General features: G+C 72.9%; 14 protein-coding genes. 5 read left to right on the top strand and 9 right to left on the bottom strand.

Going from position 1 to position 15738, the window contains the following annotated elements; genetic code table 11:
* Positions 1 to 10 precede the first annotated feature (10 nt).
* Positions 11 to 961, top strand: a complete 951-nt coding sequence (locus ACZ6RT_RS17170; protein ID WP_470154575.1) for an STAS domain-containing protein — start codon at positions 11 to 13, stop codon at positions 959 to 961.
* Between the two features lie 303 nt (positions 962 to 1264).
* Positions 1265 to 1924: a hypothetical protein gene (locus ACZ6RT_RS17175; protein ID WP_470154576.1), complete on the top strand. Its 660-nt coding sequence runs from the start codon at positions 1265 to 1267 to the stop codon at positions 1922 to 1924.
* Between the two features lie 39 nt (positions 1925 to 1963).
* Here ACZ6RT_RS17175 and ACZ6RT_RS17180 read toward each other — a convergent pair whose 3' ends face one another.
* Positions 1964 to 2653 carry an HNH endonuclease family protein gene (locus tag ACZ6RT_RS17180; RefSeq protein WP_470154578.1) on the bottom strand — a complete coding sequence of 230 codons (690 nt, stop codon included), beginning with the start codon at positions 2651 to 2653 and terminating at the stop codon, positions 1964 to 1966.
* Between the two features lie 280 nt (positions 2654 to 2933).
* On the opposite strand from ACZ6RT_RS17180, the gene ACZ6RT_RS17185 reads away from it, so the two are divergent.
* Positions 2934 to 3374: a peptidase inhibitor family I36 protein gene (locus ACZ6RT_RS17185; RefSeq protein WP_470154580.1), complete on the top strand. Its 441-nt coding sequence runs from the start codon at positions 2934 to 2936 to the stop codon at positions 3372 to 3374.
* Between the two features lie 65 nt (positions 3375 to 3439).
* Here ACZ6RT_RS17185 and ACZ6RT_RS17190 read toward each other — a convergent pair whose 3' ends face one another.
* From ACZ6RT_RS17190 to ACZ6RT_RS17210, 5 genes are all read right to left on the bottom strand, one after another.
* Positions 3440 to 4198 carry an SDR family NAD(P)-dependent oxidoreductase gene (locus tag ACZ6RT_RS17190; RefSeq protein ID WP_470154582.1) on the bottom strand — a complete coding sequence of 253 codons (759 nt, stop codon included), beginning with the start codon at positions 4196 to 4198 and terminating at the stop codon, positions 3440 to 3442.
* A 148-nt stretch (positions 4199 to 4346) separates the two neighbouring features.
* Positions 4347 to 6623 (bottom strand): tetratricopeptide repeat protein, encoded by a 2277-nt coding sequence (locus tag ACZ6RT_RS17195; protein WP_470154584.1) that lies wholly within the window; start codon positions 6621 to 6623, stop codon positions 4347 to 4349.
* Between the two features lie 286 nt (positions 6624 to 6909).
* Complete coding sequence (dapF, locus tag ACZ6RT_RS17200; protein WP_470154586.1) at positions 6910 to 7716, bottom strand: diaminopimelate epimerase; 807 nt, start codon at positions 7714 to 7716, stop codon at positions 6910 to 6912.
* A 177-nt stretch (positions 7717 to 7893) separates the two neighbouring features.
* Positions 7894 to 8823, bottom strand: coding sequence for a tRNA (adenosine(37)-N6)-dimethylallyltransferase MiaA (gene miaA, locus ACZ6RT_RS17205; RefSeq protein ID WP_399190727.1), 930 nt, complete (start codon positions 8821 to 8823; stop codon positions 7894 to 7896).
* Positions 8824 to 8950: 127 nt separating this feature from the next.
* Positions 8951 to 9490: a methylated-DNA--[protein]-cysteine S-methyltransferase gene (locus ACZ6RT_RS17210; protein ID WP_399190725.1), complete on the bottom strand. Its 540-nt coding sequence runs from the start codon at positions 9488 to 9490 to the stop codon at positions 8951 to 8953.
* 682 nt (positions 9491 to 10172) lie between these two features.
* Between ACZ6RT_RS17210 and ACZ6RT_RS17215 the strand changes: the two genes are divergently transcribed.
* Positions 10173 to 11459, top strand: a complete 1287-nt coding sequence (locus ACZ6RT_RS17215; protein WP_470154588.1) for a helix-turn-helix domain-containing protein — start codon at positions 10173 to 10175, stop codon at positions 11457 to 11459.
* A gap of 7 nt (positions 11460 to 11466) precedes the next feature.
* Here the strand turns inward: ACZ6RT_RS17215 and ACZ6RT_RS17220 are convergent, their stop codons facing one another.
* The 3 genes from ACZ6RT_RS17220 to miaB form a co-directional block, all read right to left on the bottom strand.
* The gene (locus tag ACZ6RT_RS17220; protein ID WP_470154590.1) at positions 11467 to 12135 is read right to left on the bottom strand and encodes a class III extradiol ring-cleavage dioxygenase family protein; all 669 of its coding nucleotides are present in this window, start codon (positions 12133 to 12135) and stop codon (positions 11467 to 11469) included.
* A 134-nt stretch (positions 12136 to 12269) separates the two neighbouring features.
* Complete coding sequence (locus ACZ6RT_RS17225) at positions 12270 to 12875, bottom strand: hypothetical protein (protein ID WP_470154592.1); 606 nt, start codon at positions 12873 to 12875, stop codon at positions 12270 to 12272.
* 280 nt (positions 12876 to 13155) lie between these two features.
* Complete coding sequence (miaB, locus tag ACZ6RT_RS17230) at positions 13156 to 14649, bottom strand: tRNA (N6-isopentenyl adenosine(37)-C2)-methylthiotransferase MiaB (protein WP_470154594.1); 1494 nt, start codon at positions 14647 to 14649, stop codon at positions 13156 to 13158.
* Between the two features lie 332 nt (positions 14650 to 14981).
* On the opposite strand from miaB, the gene ACZ6RT_RS17235 reads away from it, so the two are divergent.
* Positions 14982 to 15737, top strand: a complete 756-nt coding sequence (locus ACZ6RT_RS17235) for an amino acid ABC transporter ATP-binding protein (RefSeq protein ID WP_399190715.1) — start codon at positions 14982 to 14984, stop codon at positions 15735 to 15737.
* Position 15738 lies beyond the last annotated feature (1 nt).

Consider the following 15738-nt stretch of genomic DNA (forward strand, 5'->3'; position numbering starts at 1 on the left):
CCATATGGACATGTCGGTCTATGTCGTTCACCAGTACGGCGACACGGCCCTGATCGCCGTGCTGGGTGAGATGGACGCCTTCAATTATCCGCTCCTGGAGTCGGTGCTGGAGTCGCTGATGGCGGAGGGCGCCCGTCACATCCTGGTGGACGCCAGCGAGCTGATCTTCTGCGACGTCAGCGGCGCCCGGGCGCTGGAGCGGGCACACCGGTGCCTCCGCACGCTCGGAGGGGAGTTGTTCGTCGTCCCCTCCCCGGCCACCGGCCGGCTGTTCACCATCCTGTGGGGAGCGCAGGAGCCCGGCCATCCCGGCCTGGTGTCCGCCCTCGACCCGGGCGAGTTCTCCGACATCCCGTCACTTCCCTCGCGGCACGTCCCGAGCCTGCGCCGCGTCGGCACCGGACGCCGCGTCGGCACCGAGCGCCGCTTCCAGCGGAACTCCGTCCCGTCGGCCGCGTCCGTCTCACAGGAGACGCCCGGTGTCGGAACCGACCCTCCCGTCCCACCGGCCACCGTTTTCTCGCAGGATCGTGTCTCGGACGATCACGGCCCGGATCGCCCCGGCCCGAAGGGTCCCGCCACGTCCGGCACCTCCGCCCCGGTCACCCCGGCCCTCCCCGTCCCCCCTCCCCCTCCCGTCGCCGACGAGAGCACCGCTCCCTCCGGCGCATCGGTGTCCATGGACGAGATCTCGCGGATCGCGGAGATCCTGGGGATGGCGGAGGTCCCGAAGGACGCGTACACCGGCCGCGTGCCGCACCCGGCCCTGGAGAGAGCGGCGCGGCTGAGGCGGGAGGCGGCGGCGCGCCTGGAGACACTGCAGCACCGCACCCGGACGACCGGACTGAAGCTGGCCGAGATGCACGACCGCCGGCTCACCATGAAAGCCGAGCGGGAAGCCCATATCGCAGCGCGCGCCGCGGTACGGCTGGCGTGCGACGACCTGACTCCCGTGAAATGAGGCGGTCCGGTCGCGAGTTCACCGCCTCGGCCGTCGCCGGAGGCCCGGAAGGGCCCGGAGGCGGGCCGGGACGAGCCGGGACAGGGCAGGACATGGCGTGACGTGACGGGGATCGACGCCCGCCGGGCCGTGGCCTGTCCTCGCGGTCCGGCACGGTGTCCGGGTCCTCCCGGCGCGGGTCGCCGCAGGGGTCGATGTCGCCGGGCATGACGGGCCGTGCGGCCCGGTCCGGCAGTGGACCCCGGTCCGGCAGTGGGCCCCCCGGCGCGGGTTACCGGAGGCCGGAACGGAAAGCATGAGGGCATGGCCAGTGGTCCCGAGCCCCGTGACAGTCCCGACCCCCTCTCCCGTGACGAGCCGGCCGGCGGCTCCGGCGGGCAGCGTGACCGGGTGGAACGGAGCGAGCGCGCCCGCGAGCGCGTCGAACAGGCCGCCGAGCGGGGCGAGCAGGCCGCCCGGCGCCGGGACGAGCTCTTCGACGACGCGTCCGCTCCCGCGCCCGGTTCCGATGAACGGCTGGCCCACGCCGACGCCCGGCTGCGACAGGCGCGCTCTCGCGCCGACCAGGCCGGAGAGCGCGCGGTGGCCGGTTACCGGTCCGCCGCGCGAGCGCACAGGGACGCGGCCGAGGGTCACGAGCTGGCCGCGGCGTCGGGGAGCGGCGACGTGGAGGATCACCGGCTCCGGGCCGTCGACCACCTGTACAAGGCCGCAGCCGACGAGCACCGGGCGACCATGGCCGAGCAGACCGGCACGACCGGACGCACCCGGCGTGCCGAACGCGCCGAAGAGACGGGGCGCACGGGAGAGGCCGAGCGGGCCGAAGAAACCGGACGGGCTGAGGACACCGAGCGGACCGAGGACGCAGAACGGCCCCAAGAGGCCGAGCGGGCCGAAGAAGCCGGGCGTCCGGAGGGATCGGGCCGGGCCCCGGGGCGGGATCCGGGACGGGCCGCCCCCTGAACGCGCCGGCCCGGTCGCGGGCGGTCCGGCCCGTCCGCCTCAGCAGGACTTGAGCACGCCCTCCATGGCGTCCCTCTCCGCGGACGTCACCCAGAGGTCGTACTTGATCTTCACCCGGATCTGGCGCTCGACATAGGGGCACCGGTAGGCGCGGCGCGGCGGCAGCCAGGTGGCCGCGTCCCCCGCGCCCTTCTGGCCGTTCAGCGGACCGTCCACGGCCATCAGGTTCAGCGGGTCGTTGGCCAGTTCCCTGCGCTTGGACGCGCTCAGCTGCTGGGCGCCCTTCTGCCAGGCGTCGGCGAGCGCGATCACGTGGTCGATCTGCACCGCCATGCTGCTCCTGGTCCCGCGTTCGAACTTTATGGTCTTGCCGCTGTAGGGGTCCTCCAGGACGCCGGACTGCACGACGCAGCCGTCCTCACCCTTCCTGAAGGTCTCCTCCTTCAGGTCCCGGATGAGGATGTCGTTGCGGGTGTCGCAGCCGTTCCCGTCGACGTCCGACCACGCCGGCCCGAACTTGTCGCGGTCGTATCCGGTCATCGGGGCACGGCCCTTGACCTGGAGCTTCTTCAGATCCTTGAGGGTGGCGGACGCGGTCTTCCCGTCTCCGGAGGAGCCCGCCCCACCGTCCGACCCACCGGGTGCCGGGCCGCAGCCCGCGATCACGAACCCTACCGTCGCGACGGCCACACCCCGTGCCAGCGCAGCCCGCACCATGCCACCCCTCACCGCGTTCACCATCTCTGAAGTGGCAAATTATCCCAGATTCCAGCTCTTAATCGTAAAAGCCTCAAGCGCTCTTCCAAAGCGCCGAAGCCATTCTCCACCCCATTCATCTCTTTCCAGCATCTTCGTCCTGACCTGCCGTTATACCGATGGTGCGCCGGGAACCGAAGACGCCGACGCATGGAGTTTCACGCAGCGCCCCTATCGACCGCCCAAAGCGAGGGTGCTCTAATGACAAAGAACACTCACCGTCGGTGAGTGATCGGACACGGAGAGGATTCACATGCGTGAGATCTCGGCGCGTCGTCCCCGTCTCGCACGTGCCACGGCCGGGCTCGCCGTCGCCGCGAGCGCCCTGCTGTGCACCGGTACGGGCGCCTTCGCGGCGGTGACCTCGGGCCGGGCGGCCGACGCCCGGCAGCCGGGGGTGGCCTGGCTCCCCGAAGGCTCGGCCTGCCCGTTCAACAGCCTCTGCCTCTACCGCGACCACGGTTTCGGCGGACCCGCGTACAGCGTCCCGGCCGGTCACCCGGTCGAGCTGATCGACCTGTGGATGCCGGGCGGGACCGCCGTCGACGCCGTCTCGTCCTGGTTCAACAACACCGGCTACACCGTCTCGCTGATCGACCGCGACAGCACGAACCGCGCGCTCCCACCCGGCCACCCGCTGGAGGAACCGCCCGAGACCGACGACACCGCCGACGCCGTCGACTGGCTCTCCTGAACGGCCACCGGCACCGTCCGCCCTCCCGCCGCCCCGGTGGTGGCGGGAGGTTTCCGGGCGTCCGGTCAGGTGATCAGGATCCCGCCGTCGACCGGGATCACCGCACCGGTGACGTACGAGGCGGCGTCCGAGGCGAGGAAGATCGCGGCGGCGACGAGCTCGGCCGGGTCGCCGGCGCGCTTCATCAGCACCCGGTGCTCCAGCTGCAGGGCCAGGTACCCCTCGGCGTACTGCTCGGTCATCTCCGAGGCGAAGAACCCGGGCTCGACGCAGTTGACCCGGATGCCCCGGCGGCCCGTCCACTGCTGGGCGAGGTCGCGGGTGAGGCCGACCACCCCCGCCTTGGAGGCGCTGTAGGCGGCCTGCGGCAGGCCCGCGGTCGTCTCCCCCAGGACGCTGCCGACGTTGACGATCGAGGAGCCCGGCCTCATGACCCGGGCGCAGGCCTGAGCCATCCAGTAGGTGCCGTGCAGGTTGACCTCCACGACCTGGCGGAACTGCTCGGGGGTCTCCCTGAGCGCCGGGACCGCGGTGCCCACACCGGCGTTGTTGATCAGGATGTCCACCGCGCCCAGCTCGGAGACCGCCGCGGAGACCAGGGCCTCGCAGTCCTGCGGGCTGGTCACGTCGGTGACGACGGCCACGCACCGCCTGCCGGTCTCCTCCACCAGGGCGCGGGTCTCCTCCAGCCGGTCCTTGCGGCGCGCGCCGATCGCGATGTCCGCGCCCGCCTCGGCCAGCCCCCTCGCGAACGCCACCCCCAGGCCCGAGGAGGCGCCGGTGACGATCGCGACCTTGCCGTCCAGCCGGAACCGTTCCAGCATTCCGTTCCTCCCTCGTCCACCCGATGTGCAGAACGAGATTCTAGAGGTCTACGGCGAACCGCCCGTGAGGGGATCCCTCACGGGCGGTTCGGACACCGGCCGGACACACGGGCGCGCGTCGCGGCTCGGAGCCGGGACGCGTCGCGTCCTACAGCCCGTACTCCTTGGTGATCCGCTCGTGCCGCTCCACCTCGACGTCGACGGTCCTGGCCAGGTCGAGCCAGGCCAGCGGGTGCACCCAGCGCTCGGTCGCATCGTCCAGCAGCGCGTCGACCTCGACCGGGCTGACGTCCGGCGGCACCGCGATCCAGCCGAACACGCCGGGCAGCGGCTCGCCCGAGGTCGGGTGGGTGACGGTGTAGTCGTCGTCGCTGTAGACCCACATCGGCCAGCCGCGCTCGGCCAGGACCTCGTTGAACTCCGTCCAGTCGGCCTGGCTGGGGGCGGCGCCGTCGAAGAACCAGCTGGTGTAGCCACCGGGACGGAGCATGCTGACCGCGGCGAAGGGCGGGACGAAGTTCTCCTGCTCCTCGGGCGTCTCCGGGATCGGCTCCAGCAGCTGCGGCTCGAACACGACCAGGTCACCGGCGTTGTACTCCATGCCGGGAGGCTGCGGGATGGCCAGGCGCGCGGTCGCGGGACCGGTGCGCACGCTCAGCACCTGGCGCTGGCTGCCGTCGGGGGCGGGAAGGATGATGCGCACCAGGCCCATCTCCTCCTCGATCGGCCCCTCGGTGGACTGGATCGGCATGCCGATCTTGGCGGCGCCCAGGCGCACGGTCTCCCAGTCCTCGCCGGCCGAGGCCATGACGACCATCCGCCAGACGTCCTGCTGCTCGATGTCCTCGGAGTCGATGCGGTCGCGCAGGATGGCCGCGCCCTTGGCGTTGTCGCCGAGCTGCTGCACGGCCGCGGACCACAGGCGGGCCGCCTCGATGCCCATCCCCTCGGCCGCGGCGGCCTCGCCCTCGGCCGCGGCCTGCTCCCAGCGCTCCCGCGCGGTGTGCAGGCGGCCCAGGGCCATGTGGCGCTGCCCGGCCGGGAGCCGCTCGGCCATCTGCTCCAGGCGCTCGTCCTGGCGGGCCTCGATGAGCAGGCTGCTGAGGTACGTGGAGTCCTGCGGGTCGGCGTTCTCGATGTCGCCGGACTCGACCAGCATGGTCCAGTAGATGTCGGCGCCCCTGGCCGGGTAGCCGAGGAAGCCCAGCGTGGTGGTGTGGCGCCGGGTCGCCTCCAGGTCCCGGCCGGACAGCGGGGTCAGCCAGCCCACCCAGCGCTCGGGGTCGGCGTTGAAGCCGTCCGCGGCGTCGAAGTAGCCGACCAGCTCCGCCTCAGGTCCCGGGGCCGGGCGCGGGGTGGCCTCGTCGGCGGCGGCGCGCAGCGCGGCGATCCGCTCGGCCGTGTCACCGGGGCTCTTGAGCTCCCCGGCCGCCGAGTCGGCCAGGTCGGCCAGGAGGCGGGCCTGCCAGATCCCCTGGCGGGCGACGGCCAGGTGACCGGCGATGAGCGCCAGCTCGACCCTGGCCCGGTAGCCGCCCATCATGGCGAAGTAGTCGATCCACTGCTTGAGCACCCGGCCCAGCTGCCAGGTGTTGGTGATCTGGGCGGACCCGGCCAGCAGGCGGATGGCGTGCGACCACTCGACCCAGACGCGGGGGTGGTCGCCGACCACGTCGAGGTCGGGCAGCGCGTCGACGGCCTCCTGCACCCGGCCGAGGGTGGCGAGCACGAGCGCGCGGAGCACGCCTTCGCGGTGGGCCTTGGCCACCGGGTCGTCGGGCTTGAACCCGGCCGCGGCGTCGAGCGCGGTCAGCGCGTCCTCGGCGCGACCGGCGGCGAGCAGCGCGCGGGCCGAGGCCGCTCCCAGCTCCCAGCTCGCCTCGCGTCCCGCGCCGCCCAGCGTCTCCACGGCGGTCTCGGCGTGCAGGACGGCCTCCTGGGCGCGGCCCGCGTCGATCAGTGCCGCCACGTGGTGCTCGGCCACGGCGGAGAACGCCGGGGAGGCGGGCTCGACGTCCAGCGCCGACAGCGCGGTCAGCCGCTCGGTGGCGTACCCCGGCCCGTCGGTGTTCGCCTGGGCGACGGCCAGCGCCACGACGGCGCCGGGGGTGGCCGGGCACTCCCGGACGTCGTCACGCGCGGTGAACTCGACGAGCGTCTCGGCGTCGGCGAGCGCGACCGCCCCCTGCGCCCGGTCGCCCACGCGGCCGATCAGGTGCCAGTAGCGGGCGTAGAACTCCAGCCAGGGCAGTTGCAGGTTCTCCGCCTGCTGCGCGATCGCGGGCGCGAGCACGTCGAGCTGCGCGTACCGGCCCTCCAGGGCCTGCGCGGGAACATCTCCGATCGCCATGGCCAGACCGGTGTTACCTGCTTCGTGCAGTTGCCGCTGGGTGTCGCCCACCCAGGCCCAGATGTCCACGTCCATGGGACGTCAGTCTGCCAGGTCGGGGAGGATGCCCCAAACGACATGGCGTCCCGGGGAGCCGCGAGGACCCGCCGGGCGCGCGGCGCGGGCTCCCGCAGCGGTCGGTACGGCCGGTGCGCGTGGCCCGTGCGCGTGGGCCCGGGCGCGTCTCCGTGGGCCCCGGGTCGCGACCTCGCGACCACATCCGGCCACGCCCCGCGGTCACGGCCGGAGCGACCGGACCGGCCCGAGCGGCCCGAGCGGCGCGAAGGGTCCGAGGCGGCCCGGACGGTCCGGAGCGCGAGGCTCAGAGCGTGAGCTCGCCGGACGCGACCAGGACGGCGGGCCCGGCCAGGTAGCTGGTGTCCTCGTCGAGGGTGACGGTGACGGTGCCGCCGAGCACCTCGACCGCCCAGGTGCCGGTGGTCTCACCGGCCAGCCGCGCGGCCGCCACGGCCGAGGCGACGGCTCCGGTGCCGCAGGAGCGCGTCTCCCCCGACCCGCGTTCGAAGACCCGCATGACGACCCTGCGCGTCCCGACCGGGTTGAGCAGCTCGACGTTGACCCCGGCGGGGAACACCTCGGGGTCGAACGCGGGAGCGCCGCTCAGGTCGAGCTGCGCCACCGGGTCGCCGATGACGCACGCCAGGTGCGGGTTGCCCATGTCGACGTGGAGGCCCTCGTACCCGCGGCCGGCCACGGTCGCCCGGCTGGTGCCCAGCACGCGGGGCGGGCCCATGTCCACGGTCACGTCACCGGTCTCCGCCAGCCGCACGCGCCGGACCCCGCCCCGGGTGGCGACGGCGAACTCCCCGGGCGCGGCCAGCCCGGTGTCCACCAGGTAGCGGGCGAAGACCCGCGTCCCGTTGCCGCACATCTCGGCCATCCCGCCGTCGGCGTTGCGGTAGTCCATGAACCATTCGGCCTCGTCGGCCTGGGCGGCGACCTCCGGGCTGAGCTTCGTCCGCGTCACGCGGAGCACGCCGTCCGCGCCGATCCCGGCGCGGCGGTCGCACACCGCCGCCACGAACGCGGCGGACAACTCCAGCTCACCTTCCGGATCCGGGAGGATGACGAAGTCGTTCTCGGTGCCGTGCCCCTTCGCGAATCGCATGCCCCGACTCTATCGGGAGCCCTCCCCCGCACCGGAGACGCTCCACCCCACCGGGCTCCCCCGCCCTTCCGGGATCGGGCATCCCCGGCCCCGCCGGCCTCCCCGGTCCCAGCCGGCCTCCCCCGCCCCATCCCGACCCCCGTCACCGGACCTCCCGTGACCCGTCGGGCCTCCGCCCTACGGGGCCTTTCCGGCCCCGTCGCCCCGGTGGATCGCGGCGAGCGCGCGGCGCAGGAGATCGGGTTCGCGCTGGGGCAGCCAGATCACCCGGGGATCGCGGCGGAACCACGACTCCTGGCGGCGGACGAACCTGCGCGTGGCCCTGATCGTCTCCTGCATGGCCTCCTCCTCGGTGCACTCCCCGCCGAGGAAGCGCAGCACCTGCGCGTACCCCAGGGCCCGGCTGGCCGTACGCCCCTCGGCGAGCCCGCGCGCGGCGAGCTCCCTGACCTCGGCCACCAGCCCGTCCCGCCACATGCGCTCGACCCGCGCCTCGACCCGGGCGTCCAGCACGTCCCTGGGCACCTCCACGCCGAGCTGGACGCTGTCGTAGACGGCGTCGTACGACGGCATGGTGGCCGAGAACGGCCGGCCGGAGATCTCGATGACCTCCAGGGCGCGGACGATCCTGCGGCCGTTGCCGGGCAGGATCGTCCCGGCCGCCTTGGGGTCGCGTTCGCGGAGCCTCCGGTAGAGGGGGTCGGGGCCGTGCAGGGCCAGTTCCTCCTCCAGCCGGGCACGGACGCGCGGGTCGGTGCCGGGGAACTCCAGGTCGTCCAGGGCGGCCCGCACGTACAGCCCGGAACCGCCCACCAGGATCGGCACCGTCCCGGCGGCACGCAGCCCGTCGATCAGCGGGCGGACCAGCGCCTGGTACTCGGCCACGCTGGCCGTCGTGGTCACGTCCCAGACGTCCAGCAGATGGTGCGGCACGCCACGGCGCTCCGCCACGGAGAGCTTGGCCGTCCCGATGTCCATTCCCCGGTAGAGCTGCATGGAGTCGGTGTTGATCACCTCGCCCCCGAGTTCGAGGGCGAGGTCCACGGCCAGGTCGGATTTACCGGCCGCGGTCGGGCCGACGACGGCGATGACGGGTAGCTGAGGCACAGGGCAAGTGTGCCAACTCCCCGGACGCGCGGAGGGCGACGGGCCCCCGCCCCCGGGCCGCCGGGCCCGTACGGCCGCGTCGGCGACCGGGCCGGCGCGGAGGGGACGGCCCGGCCGCGGGCCGGGATCAGTCCCAGTCGAGCATCGGCTGCAGGTACCCCTCCAGGGTGAGCAGCCGGCGTTTGGACTCCACGCCCTCGCCCGCGCTGAACCCGCCGAGCCCGTTGCCCGCGACCACCCGGTGGCAGGGCACGATGAGGGGGATCGGGTTGGCACCCATGATCGACCCGATGGCCCGCGCCGGGACACCCGTCCCGCTGCGGGCGGCCAGCTCGCCGTAGGTCACCGCCCGGCCGTAGGGAACGGTCTCGTACAGGGTGCCGAGCACCCTGCGCTGCACCGGCGAGGTCAGCCGCCAGTCCAGCGGGACGTCGAAGACCCGCAGCCGCTCGGCGTAGTAGGCGCCCAGCTGGTCCAGGACGGCCGCGGTCCTGCCGGGGTCGTCCGTCTCCGCCAGCCCCAGGCGGTCCAGCAGGCCGGCCCTGAGACGGGACGGATCACCCCAGCCGGTGCCCGCCACCCCCTCCTCGGTCACGGCGACGACCATGTCCCCCAGCGGCGTGGGGAGGCTTCCGAACGCCACGGTCGACGCCACGGTTCCCGCCATCGCTCTCGTGTCCCTCCGTGTCACCCCGTGCCACCCCGTGTGCCGGTCGTGCCCGCCCCTGGCCACGCCCGCCACCGTAGCCGCGACGGACGACATTCTCCCCGCCCCCGGGGCCCTCCCGATCCGGTGATTCCCGCATCCGCGGACGACGCGGCCGGGCGCCTGCCCCCGAGGGTGCCCCGGCCCGTCCGCACGGATCCGGAGACGGACCGGCAGAAGATGGGAGGGGATGGACGCGAACACCGCGCCCATCCCCCGGCCGTATCACGCCGTCGCCGGAGAACGTGGCCGTGCATCCGTCCGGACCCCGCCGCTGACGACGGCGATGGCCGGGAACCCGTCGAATCCTGCTCTCCCCTGTCGTCGTCCCCGCGCTGGGGGCGGAGACGACGCTGCAGCAGGTTTCGACTTCCGGTGATGAAAGTTTCAGGATGGAATGCCGAGGCCGCCCCATCCCTCACGGGCCGGATGCTTTACACGGTCGGCCGGATCGCTCATTTTCAACGAGCGTGACCGGCCATTCTCCGCCGAACCCTTCTCCCGGTCGTGCGGTACGGTGTGGCATCAAGAATCCTGACCTGCCGGTCCCGTCGTCAAGACGGGACGCGGAGGTAGGGACGGCGGGATGAGAAAACACCCTCTGAACTGCGGTTGTGGCGGACTCGCGGGACGTTGTGGTGGGATGCCGCCGTGGGTAGACCGCCACAGGGGGCACTCGGTGACCGAACGTGATCTTGAGGAGTTCGCCGGTTATCTACGGGGCATGAAGGAGCGGACGGGGCGGAGCTATGAGGCGCTCGCGAAACGAGCGGGAATCAGCAGCTCGGCGATTCACCGTTACTGTTCCGGGAAAGGGTTGCCGGCCGACTTCGGCACGGTGGAGCGCATAGCCAAGGTGTGCGGGGCCCACTCCGACGAACTGCTCGAACTTCATCGCCGCTGGATCCGCGCGGAGGCGGCACAGGCGTGGGCCAAGGCCGAGGGCGCGCCGACCGTCCCGAGGGACGCGGCCGGCGCGGAGCCCACCGGTCCGTCCGCCGGTTCGTCCGCCGGTCCCTCCGCCGAGCAGGAACCGGCCGCCACGGGGGGCGAGCCGGTGGAGGACGATCCCCCGGCGCCCGCGCCGCCTTCCGAGGAGCCGGAGAAGCGGCCGGCCGGTCCGGCCCGTTTCTCGTCCATCCCCTTCGTCCGGCGCTGGCTCACCGTGGCGGTGGTCGCGCTGAGCTGTTCCGGCGCGGCCGCGGTCGGCACGGCGGCGCTCATGAGCACGACGGCCGCGGCGCCGGGCCCCACCACCCCGGCCCCCTCCGCGTCGCCGGAGGACGGGCGCCTGCTGCTCTCCCGGGCCTGCCCGCCGATCATGGCGCTGGGAGAGCACGACGAGTGCGTCCGGGAACTGCAGAGGATCCTGCTGAAGGCGGGCGGGCTGGTGCAGGTCGACGCCGACTTCGGGCCGGGGACCCTCCGGCATGTGGTGGCGTTCCAGGTGCTGGCGGGGATGGAGCCCAACGGCCTGGTCGACGACGCCACCAAGCGCATGCTGTACCAGAACACCGTGAAGATGATCCGGTGGTCGCCGGCGAAGGTCGAGGGCAGGATCAGGGAGGTCTTCCCCGAGGAGCCCGACCGCGCGGTCGGCATCGCCAAGTGCATGTCGTTCCTCGACCAGTACTACTCGCTGCCCAACGTCGACGGCACGCGCAACTGGGGCGTCTTCCAGATCTCCGACCGGAGGCTGGCCGAGCTCGGCGGCAGCCCGTTGCGGGCGTTCGACCCGGAGTGGAACATCCAGGCGGCCCGGCGGCTGTGGAGCCAGAACCGGGACTTCAGCCACTGGGAGAACTGCGACCAGACCTACCGCCGGTCGGAGAGCCCCGATCCCAAGGGCGGCTCCACGTCGAGCCCGGCCCCCGGGAAGAAGAAGCCGTCGCCGAGCCCGTCCCCCGGACGGGACGAGAACGGCCGCTGAGCCGGGATCACACCGTCCAGCGGGCGACGAAGTAGCCGACGCCGTACGGCGCGTCGTCGTAGAGGACCTCGGCGCGCAGGCCCTTCCCGAGGCCGCGGAGCACCTGCAGGGCCGCGCGGCCCTGCACCCAGAGCTCCGCGGCCTCGGCGGCGTCGAGCTCCGGCACCTCGGCGCGGGCGAGCGCCTCGACGATCATGCGGTCGTACGGCTCGGCCCGGGGGTCGAGGTGACCGGGGGACTTCTCGGTGAGGCGGGCCGAGCCGTCGGCCATGACGAGCAGCGCCGTCCGCCCGGCCTCGTCCGCGAGCCGCCGCCCCAGGGCCGCGCACTCCCGCGAGGGCGCGTCGAAGGCGATCGCCTGGAACCCCGTCGCCTCCACGCGCTCCCGCTCCAGGAGCCATCGGCCGATCGTCAGCGAGAGCGGCAGGACGGGCTCTCCCCCGCCGGTCCGGACGTCGGCGCCCCAGGGGGCGAGGCCGCCCGCGGCGTCCGCACCGTACGCTGCGGTCCCGTTCGCGCCGCCCACCACCGTGATCGCGTCGGCCCCGGCGTCGCGCAGCGACCCCACCGCGGCCGCGCAGGCCGCCCTGAGGTCGTCGAGTTCCGCGGCGGCGGCTCCGGCCAGCTCCGGGACGAGCAGCGGGGGATGCGGGCACACGGCCGCGGCGACGAGCATCCGGCCAGACTAACGGTGTCCGGCGGACGCCCGGCGCGCGCGGGCGCGTGCCCGGCGGGTGAACCGCGCGGGCCCGGTGTCACGGCCTTCGCGGGTGCGGGGCCGGGGGACGCCACGGCGTTCGCGGACCCGGGTCAGCGACCGGCGGGTCCCTGGGGGTGCACGTAGCCGGTGTCGCCGTCCGACCACGGGTTCTCCTGGGCGGGGGGTGACGCCGGGGCGTTCTGCCGCTGCCTGGCCGGAGCCTCCTTGGCCGGCCTCTCCCGCGACGGGGTGCCCGCGGCGGAGTCGGGATCGGTGTCGGAGCCCGGCTCGCCCGTGTCCGATCCGCCGGAGCCGGTGGACGTGTCGTCGCCCCCGGAAGCGGTGCCGGCGTCGTCGGCGCCGGTCGCGTCACCGGTGTCGTCGGTGTCGCCCGCGTCTCCGGGTTCCTGCTGCGCGGGTTCCCGGGCCTGTCCGGGCTCGCCCGCGGGGCTTCGGGACGCCTGCTGGGCGCTGTCGGGCGAGCGTCCCGGCGTGCCGCCGTCGTCGGTGCCGTTCAGCAGGGCGAAGGCGGCGCCCCCGCCCAGCAGGGCGACGGCGAGGACGGAGAAGACGGCGATGGCCGCGCCGCTTCTGCGGGGGGACTTCCGGGATCTCCGGGGCTTCTTCGGCTCGTCCGCGGGGCCGGTGAGGATCTCCGGCTCTCCGGGAGTGCCCGGGGAGTCCCCGTGCGGGCCGGACGATGGAGGGACGTGCATGGGAAAACTCCCTGCGGTTCTCGGGGGGAAACCTCCACGGCTTCCGAGGGTGCCGAACCACAGTAGCCACAGCAGAGAAATGCTCGCACATCAATCACTGATGAATCACGAAATATCATCTGTTACGACATGGGCGGCACCGCCGTGGACGTCCTCCCCCGCGGGAGCGGTGAGAGAGCCGGGATCGCCGTTCCCGTCGGCGGTCCCGGCCGCTTCGATCACGGGCGCGCCGGACCCTCCCGGGCCGGTACGCGACCCGGCGGGACCGTGCTGAAAAATCTCAGGAGACCGAGCAGCCCGAGGTCTGCGGGAGCGGGGCGGGACGGCCGATCGAGGGCATGCCGAGCATGACCCCGGGGCCGGAACCGGCCGGGGCTCCCTGCCGGGCCTGCCAGGCGTCGCCCGCCCGGGTGCGGCGCAGCCCCAGGACGGGACCGTCGGCGACCAGGTGGTGCGGGGCCGCGTACGTCACCCGGGTGCTCACCACGTCGCCGGGGCGCGGGATCTCGGCGCCCGGGGCGAAGTGCACGAGCCGGTTGTCCGGGGCCCGCCCGGACATGCGGTGGGTCGCCTCGTCCTTGCGGCCCTCGCCCTCGGCCACCAGCACCTCGAGCGTCCGGCCGACCTGCCTCTTGTTCTCCGCCCAGGAGATCTCGGTCTGCAGCGCCACGAGCCGCTCGTAGCGCTCCTGCACGACCTCCTTGGGGACCTGGTGGTCCATGGTGGCCGCCGGGGTGCCGGGACGGATCGAGTACTGGAAGGTGAAGGCGTTGGCGAAGCGGGAGGCGCGCACCACGTCCAGGGTGCCCTGGAAGTCCTCCTCGGTCTCGCCGGGGAAGCCGACGATGATGTCGGTGGAGATCGCCGCGTCCGGCATGGCGGCGCGGACCCGCTCGATGATGCCCAGGAAGCGCTCGGCCCGGTAGGAGCGGCGCATCGCCTTCAGGACACGGTCCGACCCCGACTGCAGCGGCATGTGGAGCTGGTGCATCACGTTGGGGGTCTCGGCCATGGCCGCGATCACGTCGTCGGTGAAGGCCGCCGGGTGCGGGCTGGTGAAGCGGACCCGCTCCAGGCCCTCGATGTCGCCGCAGGCCCGCAGCAGCTTGCCGAAGGCCAGCCGGTCGCCGAACTCCACACCGTAGGTGTTGACGTTCTGGCCCAGCAGGGTGATCTCCAGCACGCCCTGGTCGACCAGGGTGCGCACCTCATTGAGGACGTCGCCGGGACGGCGGTCCTTCTCCTTGCCGCGCAGGGCGGGCACGATGCAGAACGTGCAGGTGTTGTTGCACCCGACCGAGACCGACACCCAGGCGGCGTAGGCCGACTCGCGCTTGGTGGGCAGCGTGCTCGGGAAGGTCTCCAGGGATTCCCTGATCTCGACCTGGGCCTCCTGCTGCACGCGCGCCCGCTCCAGCAGCACCGGCAGGGAGCCGATGTTGTGGGTGCCGAACACCACGTCCACCCAGGGCGCCCTGCGGACGATCTCCCCCTGGTCCTTCTGCGCCAGGCAGCCGCCCACGGCGATCTGCATGCCGGGGTTGCCCACCTTCGAGGGGCGCAGGTGCCCGAGGTTGCCGTACAGCTTGTTGTCGGCGTTCTCCCGTACGGCACAGGTGTTGAACACGACCACGTCGGCCGTCTCGCCCTGCGGGGCCGGGACGTATCCGGCGTCCTCCAGCAGGCCCGAGAGGCGCTCGGAGTCGTGCACGTTCATCTGGCACCCGTAGGTACGGACCTCGTACGTGCGGGCGCTCTCCACGGTGGCAGTCATCTCACGACAAGGGTAGGCGCTCACCGGACCTTCGGGTACGCGCCTTCGCCCGTGTGACCGTGCGCGGGCGGCCGGTCGCGGTACGTGAGCGGTGTGACGCGTCACACATCCCGCTCCGGCGCGGGGCGACGGCGCCGGTGGGAGCGGCGCCGCACCGGGCGGTCCACCGCGTCGCGGCCCACAGGGCCGCAGGGACGGCCGATTCCCTACACCGTCGCTCTGGACCTCGCCACACTGGGCGGCGTACGCTGACCAAGGCGTGAGAAGGCCGTGATCTGATCGGTACCGCAGGGTTAGCCCGAGGTGCCCTTCACAGAATTACGTTGTCCCCCATGACGGAGAACGGGGACAAGACCCCCCTGGTCGTGCTCGAAGGCGTCAACAAGCACTTCGGCAGCCTGCACGTCCTTCGGGACATCAATCTGACGATCTCCCGCGGCGAGGTCCTCGTCGTCATCGGCCCCTCGGGCGGCGGCAAGTCGACGCTCTGCAGGACGATCAACAGACTGGAGAACATCGACGAGGGCACCATCACCTTCGACGGGCAGCCGCTCGCGGTGGAGGGGAAGACCCTGGCCAGGCTCAGGTCCGAGGTCGGCATGGTGTTCCAGTCCTTCAACCTGTTCGCCCACAAGACGATCCTCGAGAACGTCACGCTCGGGCCCATCAAGGTCCGCGGCATCCCCGCCGCCCAGGCCGAGCGGCGTGGCATGGAGCTGCTGGAGCGGGTCGGCATCGGCGCCCAGGCGTCGAAGTACCCGGCGCAGCTGTCCGGAGGCCAGCAGCAGCGCGTGGCCATCGCCCGCGCCCTGGCCATGGACCCCAAGATGATCCTGTTCGACGAGCCGACCTCGGCGCTGGACCCCGAGATGGTCCAGGAAGTGCTCGATGTCATGATCGGTCTTGCCCAGGAGGGCATGACGATGATGGTCGTCACCCACGAGATGGGCTTCGCCCGCCGCGCGGCGAACCGCGTGGTGTTCATGGCCGAGGGTCAGATCGTGGAGGAGAACACCCCCGAGGAGTTCTTCACCACCCCCCGGACCGACCGGGCGAAGGACTTCCTCTCCAAGATCCTCACCCACTGAC

It is taken from the genome of Streptosporangium sp. NPDC050148 (assembly GCF_055586505.1).

What these genes read in the sequence shown, in the direction of transcription:
- ACZ6RT_RS17170 (WP_470154575.1), top strand. Translation starts at nt 11, where the DNA reads ATGTCGGTCTATGTCGTTCACCAGTACGGCGACACGGCCCTGATCGCC.
- ACZ6RT_RS17175 (WP_470154576.1), top strand. Translation starts at nt 1,265, where the DNA reads ATGGCCAGTGGTCCCGAGCCCCGTGACAGTCCCGACCCCCTCTCCCGT.
- ACZ6RT_RS17185 (WP_470154580.1), top strand. Translation starts at nt 2,934, where the DNA reads ATGCGTGAGATCTCGGCGCGTCGTCCCCGTCTCGCACGTGCCACGGCC.
- ACZ6RT_RS17190 (WP_470154582.1), bottom strand. Translation starts at nt 4,198, where the DNA reads ATGCTGGAACGGTTCCGGCTGGACGGCAAGGTCGCGATCGTCACCGGC.
- ACZ6RT_RS17195 (WP_470154584.1), bottom strand. Translation starts at nt 6,623, where the DNA reads ATGGACGTGGACATCTGGGCCTGGGTGGGCGACACCCAGCGGCAACTG.
- dapF (WP_470154586.1), bottom strand. Translation starts at nt 7,716, where the DNA reads ATGCGATTCGCGAAGGGGCACGGCACCGAGAACGACTTCGTCATCCTC.
- ACZ6RT_RS17210 (WP_399190725.1), bottom strand. Translation starts at nt 9,490, where the DNA reads ATGGCGGGAACCGTGGCGTCGACCGTGGCGTTCGGAAGCCTCCCCACG.
- ACZ6RT_RS17215 (WP_470154588.1), top strand. Translation starts at nt 10,173, where the DNA reads ATGCCGCCGTGGGTAGACCGCCACAGGGGGCACTCGGTGACCGAACGT.
- ACZ6RT_RS17220 (WP_470154590.1), bottom strand. Translation starts at nt 12,135, where the DNA reads ATGCTCGTCGCCGCGGCCGTGTGCCCGCATCCCCCGCTGCTCGTCCCG.
- ACZ6RT_RS17225 (WP_470154592.1), bottom strand. Translation starts at nt 12,875, where the DNA reads ATGCACGTCCCTCCATCGTCCGGCCCGCACGGGGACTCCCCGGGCACT.
- miaB (WP_470154594.1), bottom strand. Translation starts at nt 14,649, where the DNA reads ATGACTGCCACCGTGGAGAGCGCCCGCACGTACGAGGTCCGTACCTAC.
- ACZ6RT_RS17235 (WP_399190715.1), top strand. Translation starts at nt 14,982, where the DNA reads ATGACGGAGAACGGGGACAAGACCCCCCTGGTCGTGCTCGAAGGCGTC.